The organism is Pseudomonas sp. Leaf48, from assembly GCF_001421885.1.
Lineage (GTDB): Bacteria > Pseudomonadota > Gammaproteobacteria > Pseudomonadales > Pseudomonadaceae > Aquipseudomonas.
Genome location: NZ_LMLH01000011.1, coordinates 99,700 through 108,647, shown reverse-complemented (window position 1 = coordinate 108,647; position 8,948 = coordinate 99,700). Strand labels below are relative to the sequence as shown.

Genomic DNA, 8,948 nt, shown 5'->3' with positions numbered 1-8,948 from the left:
CGATGCATTCCTTATCGGCGCATTAGGTGAAGGGGTGGGACGATGTCTCCCACGGTCTGTACTGGTCAGAGTCAGAAGCGAGGCTTTAGTCCCACCCACCCCTTCAAGTCTAAACATACAAGCGGGCTTGCTCGCGAATGGCACACCAAAAATCCCCCTGAAACACCTCAATTCTTCCTGCAACGGGAACATCACACCGTCACACAGGTCGGTTACATCAGTACCTGTCAGGGGCCGCACGACGGAAGTGTGCAAAAACGCGACATTTTTTGTTGATCTCAAGCCCCTCACGCCCTAAAGTTCGCGCCGAACGTCCATGCTGGAAACGATCCATCCGGCTCAAGTACTGACGACGAGACAGCAAGGCCAAGGGAAAGCAGCGCTTCCCATGGCCTTTTTGCTTTCGGCGACATGCCTTGGGAAGTAGGCGAACCAAAGTGGGGATACGGAGGACGTTCATTTGCACCCATTGATTACTAACGTTTGCCAGTAGGAGCTCCCAGGTATGTCGATCCAGGTCGAAGACTATTTCGCGCGCGAAACCTTTCAGAAAATGAAGGCGTTCGCCGACAAGCAGGAAACCCCGTTCGTGGTGATCGACACCGCGATGATCAGCCAGGCCTATGACGACCTGCGCGCCGGTTTCGAATTCGCCAAGGTCTACTACGCGGTCAAGGCCAACCCGGCCGTCGAGATCATCGACCTGCTCAAAGAGAAAGGCTCGAGCTTCGACATCGCCTCCATCTATGAGCTGGACAAAGTGCTGGGCCGTGGCGTCAGCGCCGACCAGATCAGCTACGGCAACACCATCAAGAAATCCAAGGACATCCGCTACTTCTACGAGAAGGGCGTGCGTCTGTATGCCACCGACTCCGAAGCCGACCTGCGCAACATCGCCAAGGCTGCGCCGGGCTCGAAAGTCTACGTGCGTATCCTGACCGAAGGCTCGACCACCGCCGACTGGCCGTTGTCGCGCAAATTCGGCTGCCAGACCGACATGGCCATGGACCTGCTGATCCTCGCCCGCGACCTGGGCCTGGTGCCTTACGGCATCTCCTTCCACGTCGGCTCGCAACAGCGTGACATCAGCGTCTGGGACGCGGCGATCGCCAAGGTCAAAGTAATCTTCGAGCGCTTGAAAGAAGAAGACGGCATCGAACTGAAGCTGATCAACATGGGCGGTGGCTTCCCGGCCAACTACATCACCCGCACCAACAGCCTGGAAACCTACGCCGAAGAAATCATCCGCTTCCTCAAGGAAGACTTCGGCGACGACCTGCCGGAAATCATCCTGGAACCGGGCCGTTCGCTGATTGCCAACGCCGGCATCCTGGTCAGCGAAGTGGTGCTGGTCGCGCGTAAATCCCGTACCGCCGTAGAGCGTTGGGTGTACACGGATGTGGGCAAGTTCTCCGGCCTGATCGAAACCATGGACGAAGCCATCAAGTTCCCGATCTGGACCGAGAAGAAAGGCGAGATGGAAGAAGTCGTGATCGCCGGTCCAACCTGCGACAGCGCCGACATCATGTACGAAAACTACAAGTACGGCCTGCCGCTGAACCTGGCCATCGGTGATCGCCTGTACTGGCTGTCGACCGGTGCGTACACCACCAGCTACAGCGCAGTTGAGTTCAATGGCTTCCCGCCGCTGAAGTCGTTCTACGTGTAATTACTGCACGCAGAAATCAAAAAGCCCATGACCTGTCATGGGCTTTTTTGTCGGTGATCTGCAGGAGCCGGCTTGCTGGCGATTAACGTCCGATGAACCGCGGTGCCTGGATCGCCAGCAAGCCGGCTCCTACAGAGGTGTGAGTACCTGTTCGAGTTCGGCGAGGCGTTGGGCATACGCAGGTGCCAACGCGCGAATCTGCGGATCGGTTGCGTCCAACAACGCTTTGCTCGCGACCCGCAGGAAATTCAGATTGCCGCCGGTCAGCGCCCTGCGCAGCCATTGCAATGCCTCGTCGATATTCCCCTGATCCGCCAGCACTGCTGCATGGCTGAACTGCCCGCGAAAGTCCCCACCCTCAGCCGAACGCCGATACCAACCGTGCGCCGCTGGCAGGTCTTTCGGGCAGACCAGCCCTTCTTCCAGGTAGCGCCCCAGCAGATTCATCGATTTCGCGTGGCCCAGTTCAGCCGCGCGGCGATAGAGATTCAGCGCTTGCTGCTGATTCTCAGCCACCCCGCGCCCGGTCGCCAGCAAGTTGGCGTAGTTGTACATCGCCCAATCCAGGCCGGCCTCGGCGGCGATCCGATAATGCCCCGCAGCGATGGCAGCATCGGCCTCACAGCCCCAGCCATGTTCATGACAACGACCGAGCATGTTGCGCGCCATCATGTGCCCACGCCGGGCGGCGATCCCGAACCAGCGCACGGCCAACGGCTGATCCTGCTCGATGCCCTGTCCGTCCAGCAGGATTTGCCCCAGCAGCGCCTGAGCATCGAGTACCCCTTCGCCGGCCGCAATCAGCACCGCCTGGGCCGCGCGTGCGGGACTCTCTTGCAGCATGGCTTTTAGCTGGTCACCGCTGAGCACTTCTTCGCGTCGCAGTTGAAAACTCATACCTCGACCCAACGCCGCAGCAGGTTGTGATACGTCCCCGTCAGGCGGATCAGCGAAGGGTGATCAGGCATGTCCTGGGTCAGCTGCTGAATCGCCCCATCCATCTCGAACAGCAAGGCGCGCTGGCTATCTTCGCGCACCAGGCTCTGGGTCCAGAAAAACGAGGCGTAGCGCGTGCCGCGAGTGACCGCGTTGACCTTGTGCAGACTGGTCCCGGGATACAACACCATGTCACCGGCGGGCAGCTTTACCTGTTGCGTGCCGTAGGTGTCCTGGATTACCAGCTCACCGCCGTCGTAATCCTGCGGCTCACTGAAAAACAGTGTGGCCGACAGGTCAGTGCGCACTCGCTCGATGCCGCCCTTGGGCTGGCGCACTGCGTTGTCGACATGAAAGTCGAAACTGCCACCGGCGGTGTAACAGTTCAGCAGTGGTGGAAAGACTTTGTGCGGCAGTGCGGCCGACATGAACAGCGGGTTTTTCCACAACCGCTCCAGCATCGCCGCACCGATTTCCTTGGCCAGAGGATGACCTTCCGGTAATTGCAGGTTGTGCTTGGCCTTGGCCGACTGGTAGCCGGCGGTGATCTTGCCGTCCGCCCAGTCGGCCTGCTCCAGCGCTTCACGAATGCGCCGCACTTCTTCTTTTTCGAACAAGCCGGGAATGTGCAGCAGCATGGCAGAGACACCTGAAGGCAAAGGGATGGCAATGGTATTGATTCTTATTGCCTGTGTAAAACCCGACAGACGAATGAGTCAGCAAAAACCGTAAGGTTAAATTGTAAAGAATGTAAATTAAGTGCGAATAACAATATTTCGCAATTGATACAAATACCTGTTTACCCTATATTCCGCGGCCTCAAATCCTTGGGGAGGGGAATTCAAATGTCACGTCAACAACCACAATTACCGGTCAGTTCGCCACGTTTGCTCGCATCGGCCATTGGCATGGCGATTACTGCCGGCTCTGCGGGTCACATGGTTTTCGCGGCGGAAAAAGCCGACGAAAAAGCTCCGGGCAATGTGATTTCACTGGGTGCGACCGCCATCACCGGCGAAGCCCAGGACGAGACTTCCTATAACGTGGAGAAAGCCTCCTCGCCCAAGTACACCGCGCCACTGGTGGACACACCGCGTTCGATCACGGTGATTCCACAGCAAGTCCTCAAGGACACTGGCGCCCTGAACATGCAGGATGCCCTGCGCACCGTTCCCGGCATTACCTTCGGCGCCGGCGAAGGCGGTAACCCACAAGGCGACCGTCCGTTCATTCGCGGCTTCGATGCCCAGGGTGATACCTACCTGGACGGCGTGCGCGATACCGGTTCGCAAAGCCGCGAGATCTTCGCCGTCGAATCGATCGAAGTCAGCAAAGGCCCGAACTCAGCCATTGGCGGGCGCGGCGCCGCCGGCGGCAGCATCAACCTGGTGAGCAAAAAAGCCCACCTGGGCGACTCGTTCGACGGTGGTTTTACCTGGGGTTCGGATCAGACCCAGCGTTACACAATGGACGGCAACTATCAGCTCAATGACACCACCGCCGGCCGTCTGAACCTGATGAGCCACGAGAGCAACGTCGCCGGTCGTGACAGCGTCGATTACGACCGCTGGGGCGTGGCACCGTCGCTGGCCTTCGGCCTGGGCACCGACACCCGCGTCAACCTCGACTACTACCATCTGGAAAGCAACGACACGCCGGACTCGGGTATTCCTTACTCGATCCCGGCCGCTGGCTCCGCTGCCCGTACCAAGGGCAACCCGGACAAGCCGAACGATGGTGGCGACAGCAGCAACTTCTATGGCCTGACCGATCGTGACTTTCGCAAGACCCGCACCGACACCGCGACCTTCGCCGTCGAGCATGACCTGAGCGATGCGCTGACCGTCAAGAACACCCTGCGTCACGGCAGCAGCATGCAGGATTACATCCTGACCCAGCCGGACGACAGCAAGGGCAACGTCAACAACGGCAGCGTCTGGCGTCGGGCCAACACCCGGGTCAGCAATACCGAAACCACGACCAACCAGACCGACCTGTTTGGTGATATCTACATCGCCGGCTTCAAGAACAGCTTCGCCACCGGTATCGAGTACACCCATGAGGAAAGTGAAAAGTCCTCGTACAACGTCAACACCGATACCACACCGGGAACTGCGGCAGCGACCACCAACTGCTCGCCTGCACTGATCGGCACGCCAAGCGGCTACAACTGCACCTCGCTGTCCAATCCGACGCCGAACGACCCATGGAACGGTGCGATCTCGCGTAACTACGCCGGCACCGACACCAACGCCGATACCTATGCGCTGTATGTGTTCGACACCCTGGAGTTGTCCGAGCAGTGGCTGGTGAACATGGGGCTGCGCTACGACCATTTCGACACTGACTACAAAACGTTCAACGCTTCCGGCACCACCACCGCCAAGGGCGATGACGTCAGTGAGTTCGTCACCGGCCAGTTCGGTGTGGTTTACAAGCCGGCCGAGAACGGCAGCATTTATGCCTCCTACGCAACTTCCGCCACACCACCGGGCAACACCCTCGGTGAAGGTTCGGAAGGCAACCCTTTGGGTGGCACGCCTGATCGCAGCGGCAACCTGCTGAGCAGCGACATGGAACCGGAAACCACCAAGAACTACGAAATCGGTACCAAGTGGGATCTGCTCAATGATCGTCTGTCCTTGACCGCCGACATCTTCCGCACCGAGAAAGACAACGCCCGGGTGCAGACCAACACCACCACCTACGAAAACGTCGGCAAGACCCGCGTTCAAGGTGTCGAACTGTCGGCTACCGGCAAGCTCACCGATAAATGGCAAGTGTTCGCAGGCTATGCCTTCATGGACAGCGAGCAGATCGATGGCGGCCCGCTGGGCGCGGCCAACGACGGCAATCAACTGCCCAATACGCCGGAAAACAGCGCCAGCCTGTGGACGACTTATCAAGTCACGCCGAAGCTGACCGTCGGTGGCGGTGCGTTCTATGTCGACGACGTGTTCGGCAGCGTGGCCAACACCACCATGGTTGAATCCTACGTTCGTTACGACGCGATGGCGGCCTACAAGCTGACCAAAAACGTCGACCTGCAACTGAACGTGCAGAACCTGACCGATGAGACCTACTACGACAAAGCGTTCTCGACCCACTTCGCCAACCAGGCGGCCGGTCGTACTGCCTTGCTGAGCACCAACTTCCACTTCTGATGCGAGTGGAGGAGTTGGCGTTGGTTGCGAGCTGTTGATTCTGTTTTTTTGGCGCATCCGAAATCGCCAGGATCAAAAGACCGCAGGCTTCGCCAGCGCCTGCAGGGACCAGGCCCCGTTCATCCAGATGAACGGGGCTTTTGTACGTAAGAAAGAATGCTTCTCGACAACTCACGGCATAATGCGCGCCGTGGTGATCCATTTCGAACGAACAAGGCGAGCGATGTGTTGAAGAAAACCCTGTTCCAGTTGCACTGGTTTTTCGGCATCAGCGCCGGGCTGGTCCTGGCCCTGATGGGCATTACCGGAGCGACGGTGTCGTTTCAGGACGAGATCCTGAGCGCACTCAATCCTTCGGTGCTACAGGTCGAAAAACAGGTAGCCGGTGTGTTGCCGCCTGCCGAACTGGTAGAGCGCATCGAAGCCGCATCCGGCAAGAAAGTCTCGATGCTGACCGTCGAAAGTGATAGCAGCGATGCGTCCCGAGTGTGGTTTACCCCGCCACCGGGTGAACGCCGAGGCGAAATGCGTTACTTCAATCCGTACACCGCCCAGTTCCTTGGCGACGCCACGGGCCAGGATTTCTTCGGCTTGATGCTGAAACTGCACCGCTTCCTGGCCATGGGCGACAGCGGCCGGCAGATCACTGGCGCATGCACGCTGATCCTGGTGTTTTTCTGCCTGTCCGGCCTCTATTTGCGCTGGCCGCGCCAGTGGAAAAGCTGGCGCGCCTGGCTGACCATGGACTGGAAGAAAAAGGGTCGAAGCTTCAACTGGGACCTGCACTCGATCGCCGGCACCTGGTGCATGGTGTTTTACCTGTTGGCGGCGCTGACCGGGCTGTCGTGGTCCTATGAGTGGTACAACAAAGGCCTGACCCGTCTGCTGTCCGATTCACCGCAGAACGAACGTGTGCGCGGCGGGCGAGGCCCTGCGCCGCAAGGTCCGGCACCGACGGCCGATTACGCGGCGATGTGGAGCAGCATCTACAGCGCTGCCGGCCCGCATCTCAGCTCCTACAACATTCGCATGCCAGCGGTGGCTGGCCAACCGGCGACCGTGTTTTACCTGCTAAAGACATCGCCCCACGACCGCGCCCTGAACCAGATCACCCTGGACCCGGCCACCGGCGTCGTCAAACGAGTGGAGCGCTACAGCGACAAGAGCTTCAAGGCTCAATTGTTGACCAGTATCTACGCCCTGCACGTCGGCAGTTATTTCGGCATCGTCGGACGAATCATCCTGACGATCACCGCACTGACCATGCCGCTGTTCTTCGTCACCGGCTGGCTGCTGTACCTGGACCGTCGCCGCAAAAAACGCCAGATCAAGGCGACCCGCAACGGTCTCGTACAACCGGGTAGCGATGCCCCTGCGTGGCTGATCGGCTTCGCCAGCCAGAGCGGTTTTGCCGAGCAACTGGCATGGCAGACCGCAGGCCAGTTGCAGGCCGCAGGCTTGCCGGTGAAAGTGCAGCCACTGGCAGAGGTCAGCGAGCAGGATTTGCATGACTCCAGTAATGCGTTGTTTGTAGTCAGCACCTTCGGCGACGGCGAAGCACCGGACAGTGCCAGGGGGTTCGAGCGCAAGGTATTGAGTCGTGCGCCGAGCCTTGAGCGCCTGAACTATGCGGTTCTCGGACTGGGCGACCGGCAGTATCAACACTTCTGCGGATTCGCCAGACGCCTGCACACCTGGCTGGGTGCTCACGGCGGCAAGACCCTGTTTACCCCCGTGGAAGTCGACAGCGGCGATCCTTACGCCTTGCGTCACTGGCAGCAGCAACTGGGATTGTTGACCGGTCAGATGCCCGTGGACACCTGGCAAGCACCGAGTTATGACAATTGGACGCTGGCCCGGCGCGAGCTACTCAATCCCGACAGCAGTGGTTCGAGCGTCTACCTGGTGGGCCTTAAAGCCCCGACCAGCAGCAGCTGGCTGGCCGGCGATCTGGTGGAAGTGTTGCCACGCAATTGTCCGTGGGCGATAGAGCACTTCCTCGACGGCCTGGGCATCCACGGCGAAACCCGGGTACAACTGGGTGGCCTGGAAGAAACCCTCGAACAAGCCCTGGCCAGCCGCCAGTTACCGGATAACCGCAGCCACCTGGTCGGCCTGCACGCACAAGCGCTGACGGACGCATTGGTACCTTTGGCCATGCGCGAGTACTCGATTGCCTCCATACCGGCCGACGGTATGCTGGAGCTGATCGTACGTCAGGAAGTGCACCCGGATGGCAGCCTCGGCGTTGGCTCCGGCTGGCTGACCGAACATGCCCCTGTGGGCAGCGCTATCAGCCTGCGCGTACGCCGCAATAGCGGTTTCCATCTGCCAGTTGAACCGGTGCCAATGATTCTGCTGGGCAACGGCACAGGGCTGGCCGGGTTGCGCAGCCTGCTCAAGGCGCGGATCGCCGATGGCCAGCAACGGCATTGGCTGCTTTTCGGCGAGCGAAATCGCGAACACGACTACCTGTGCCGCGACGAGCTGGAAGAATGGTTGATTGCCGGTGACCTGGAGCGTCTGGACCTGGCGTTCTCGCGGGATCAGGCGCAGAAAATCTATGTGCAGGATCGCCTGCGCGAATCGGCGCACGAGCTGAAAAAGTGGCTGGCGGACGGCGCGGTGATCTACATCTGTGGCAGCCTTCAGGGCATGGCCTCTGGCGTCGATCAGGTGCTCAACGAGGTGCTGGGTGCATCTGAAGTGGAGCGATTGATCGAACAGGGCCGCTATCGTCGCGACGTGTATTGAGAGTGTTTTTGCTGCGATATTTGCGGGAGCAAGGATCAGTAATCTGCAAATGGTTCAGCAGATGAGCGATGTGTTGGAGAGCATTATTGCGCAGGATTTGAGATCGCGATCCTGATCCGGCAGTGGCCCTCACCCTAACCCTCTCCCAAAGGGAGAGGGGACTGACCGTGGGTTTCTCTGGAAATACTGCGACCTGAAAGAGCTGTACCGAATCCATGATCGAAATACTGCGACCTGAACGAGCTGTACCGAATCCATGATCGAAAGACTGCGACCTGAACGAGCTGTACCGAATCCATGATCGAAATACTGCGACTTGAACGCGCTGTACAAAATCCATTATCGAAATACTACGATCAGAAGATTTTGTAGCAAATCCATAATCGACTCGATTTCTCAGGTCGATGTAAAGCGCCAGACACCTC

General features: G+C 59.1%; 5 protein-coding genes. 3 read left to right on the top strand and 2 right to left on the bottom strand.

Features of this window, described 5'->3' with window-relative positions; genetic code table 11:
- Positions 1-505: 505 nt before the first annotated feature.
- On the top strand, positions 506-1,669 hold the full coding sequence (locus ASE98_RS10085) for a type III PLP-dependent enzyme (protein ID WP_060541221.1): 1,164 nt from the start codon (positions 506-508) through the stop codon (positions 1,667-1,669).
- Positions 1,670-1,798: 129 nt separating this feature from the next.
- Here the strand turns inward: ASE98_RS10085 and ASE98_RS10080 are convergent, their stop codons facing one another.
- Together ASE98_RS10080 and ASE98_RS10075 are read right to left on the bottom strand one after the other, a co-directional pair.
- Entirely contained in the window at positions 1,799-2,566 is a 768-nt protein-coding gene (locus tag ASE98_RS10080; protein WP_060541220.1) for a tetratricopeptide repeat protein, read from the bottom strand.
- A complete protein-coding gene (locus ASE98_RS10075; protein ID WP_060541219.1) occupies positions 2,563-3,243 on the bottom strand; it encodes a Fe2+-dependent dioxygenase in 681 nt (226 codons plus the stop codon). Before ASE98_RS10075 ends, ASE98_RS10080 begins: the two co-directional genes overlap by 4 nt.
- A gap of 207 nt (positions 3,244-3,450) precedes the next feature.
- On the opposite strand from ASE98_RS10075, the gene ASE98_RS10070 reads away from it, so the two are divergent.
- Both ASE98_RS10070 and ASE98_RS10065 read left to right on the top strand, forming a co-directional pair.
- A complete protein-coding gene (locus ASE98_RS10070; RefSeq protein WP_060541218.1) occupies positions 3,451-5,769 on the top strand; it encodes a TonB-dependent receptor in 2,319 nt (772 codons plus the stop codon).
- Between the two features lie 225 nt (positions 5,770-5,994).
- Entirely contained in the window at positions 5,995-8,523 is a 2,529-nt protein-coding gene (locus ASE98_RS10065) for a PepSY domain-containing protein (protein ID WP_060541217.1), read from the top strand.
- The last annotated feature ends 425 nt before the right edge of the window (positions 8,524-8,948 follow it).